This window comes from Streptomyces sp. (assembly GCF_050698815.1).
Taxonomy (GTDB): domain Bacteria; phylum Actinomycetota; class Actinomycetes; order Streptomycetales; family Streptomycetaceae; genus Streptomyces.
Genome location: NZ_JBOHCV010000194.1, coordinates 1 through 2069, shown reverse-complemented (window position 1 = coordinate 2069; position 2069 = coordinate 1). Strand labels below are relative to the sequence as shown.

The 2069-nt window shown below is 71.9% G+C and carries 3 protein-coding genes; 2 read left to right on the top strand and 1 reads right to left on the bottom strand.

Annotated features, from left to right (window positions below):
* Nucleotides 1-341: 341 nt before the first annotated feature.
* Nucleotides 342-1208, top strand: a complete 867-nt coding sequence (locus ACRDP3_RS07190) for a hypothetical protein (RefSeq protein WP_431515994.1) — start codon at nucleotides 342-344, stop codon at nucleotides 1206-1208.
* Nucleotides 1209-1372: 164 nt separating this feature from the next.
* Nucleotides 1373-1555, top strand: a complete 183-nt coding sequence (locus tag ACRDP3_RS07185; RefSeq protein WP_431515993.1) for a hypothetical protein — start codon at nucleotides 1373-1375, stop codon at nucleotides 1553-1555.
* 15 nt (nucleotides 1556-1570) lie between these two features.
* Here ACRDP3_RS07185 and ACRDP3_RS07180 read toward each other — a convergent pair whose 3' ends face one another.
* Nucleotides 1571-1852, bottom strand: a complete 282-nt coding sequence (locus ACRDP3_RS07180) for a metal-sensitive transcriptional regulator (RefSeq protein WP_431515992.1) — start codon at nucleotides 1850-1852, stop codon at nucleotides 1571-1573.
* Between the last annotated feature and the right edge of the window lie 217 nt (nucleotides 1853-2069).

Here is a 2069-nt window from a genome sequence, read left to right as displayed (position 1 = left end):
CCGTGACGGCGAGCGCGATCTGGCGGCATAGCGCTCCGCGCCTCGCGTCGGCGGCCTGGGATCAGGCGTCGTCCTCGGCGCCGGCCCGACCGGTGTGAGCCCTCGCGTCCGCGTGGGCCCCGGTTCTGGCGCGACGGGCGGGCCCCAGCCAGCCGCAGGAGCAGGAGGCATGGCTGAAGGAGCCCCGCTCGCTGATCGCGGTCCGGTGTTCCCGCTGATCCGGGCCCGGACGCGTTCGATTTCGCACGTGACAACCGTACCGGCCCCGTGACGGTACGCCCCGGCCTCTCGTTAAGGGATCGAATCCCAGGAACAGAACGCTTGTTGGGGGCCGGCAGACGATGGTGGGGCAGTGGCACGGGCGACGGCACGCGTGGACCACTGCGGGCGCGGCAGCGGCCCTCGGTGCGGTGCTGCTGTCGGCGACGGGGTGCACGGAGAACGGCACGGCGGTCGCCAGCGACAAGTCCTCCAAGAGTCCGGGAGCGGTCGTACGTGAGGCCGCGAACGTGCTGGTGAGATACGGAACGTCGCGGACCCGTACCTCGATGACGATGGCGAGCGGCGGTACGCGGATCGCCGTGGACGGCGAGGGCCGGTTCGACTACCGGAAGCGGATCGGGCAGCTCACCGTCCGGTTGCCCGAGGGTGCCTCAGGCGCGCAGCCGGGCGAGCGCAGGCCGGTCAAGGAGATCGTCGTCCCCGAGGCCCTCTACATGAAGAACCGTGGCGCGGGCGTGCCGGCGGAGAAGTGGGTGCGCGTGGACACCACCTCCCTCGCCGACGGCAATCTGGTCTCGGGCGGGGTGACCGACCCGGTGAGCGCGGCGGAACTGCTGCGCGGTGCCCGGCACGTGACGTACGAGGGCGCGGGCACGGTGCGCGGCGAGCGCGTACGCCACTACCGGGGCCGGGTGGACCTGGACGCGGCGGCCCGGGTCGCGGCGCCGCGCTGGCGGGACCAGTTGGCGGCGGCGGCGAAAGGGTTCTCCCGCGCCACGGTCCCGTTTGACGCGTACATCGATGGGCAGGGGCGCCTGCGGAAGATTCGGCACCGGTTCACGTTCGTGGACGACGGTGCGCCGAGTGAGGCGGGTGGAGCGGTCGCCGTCTCGTCGACGACGTGGCTCTACGGCTTCGGCGTACCGGTGACCATCGCGATGCCCGAGGCCGGCGACATCTACGCAGGAAAGATCGCGCCGTTCTAGCGAGGGCCGCGGCGGTGGCCCGAAATGGTTCGGAAGTGCCATGCGCGGAGGGTGCGCCCGTCCCTACTGTGGGGACACACGAGGAGGTGGTGCGTGTGCCTGGTTGTGTGCCCGGCGTGCCCGGTCGCGGTTCGCGGGCTTCGGCTTCGGTCGTCCACGATCACGTGGCCCTCGCCGAGATCGAGCTGTGCGGCGAGTTGATGATCGCCGCTTCCGCGCCGGAGGCGGCGGGTGAGGAGCGGCTGAGCGCGGCGCGCATCGACGAGGTGCTGGGCACGGGCTCCGGGGACCGTGATCCGGACGAAGCCGTACGGGCCTCGGAGCGGCAGCCCGCCGCACCCGGCTGACCCGCGGGCCATCCGCTACGTGCGCAGCAGCCGGGCGATCGCCGCCGTGGCCTCTTCCACCTTGGCGTCCATCTCCGCGCCGCCCTCCTTCGCCGCGTGGGCCACGCAGTGCCGCAGATGCTCCTCGAGGAGTTGGAGGGCGAAGGCCTGGAGCGCCTTGGTGGAGGCCGAGACCTGGGTGAGGACGTCGATGCAGTAGACGTCCTCGTCGACCATCCGCTGCAGGCCGCGCACCTGGCCCTCGATCCGGCGCAGCCTGCGCAGGTGCTCCTCGCGACGATCGGCGTATGCGGGCATCGGTCCTCCTCGGGGAGCAGCCACGAACGTCGTCGATGATACCCGGTGGGGGTAAGCACGGATCGAGGTACGGGTGTTCGCACGGTGATCGATTCCCGGCCGCCCGTCACCCGTGAAGGGGCGTGCGGCCGACCCCGACGGTAGGTAACGTCTTGGTCACGGGCACAGGCAGTGGCCGCGCGGCGAGTGCGCCTGTCGGACGTGCGTCGCCCGACGT

Bases quoted from the DNA above. Each gene is read 5' to 3' on its own strand.
- ACRDP3_RS07190 (WP_431515994.1), top strand. From the start codon at position 342: ATGGTGGGGCAGTGGCACGGGCGACGGCACGCGTGGACCACTGCGGGC.
- ACRDP3_RS07180 (WP_431515992.1), bottom strand. From the start codon at position 1,852: ATGCCCGCATACGCCGATCGTCGCGAGGAGCACCTGCGCAGGCTGCGC.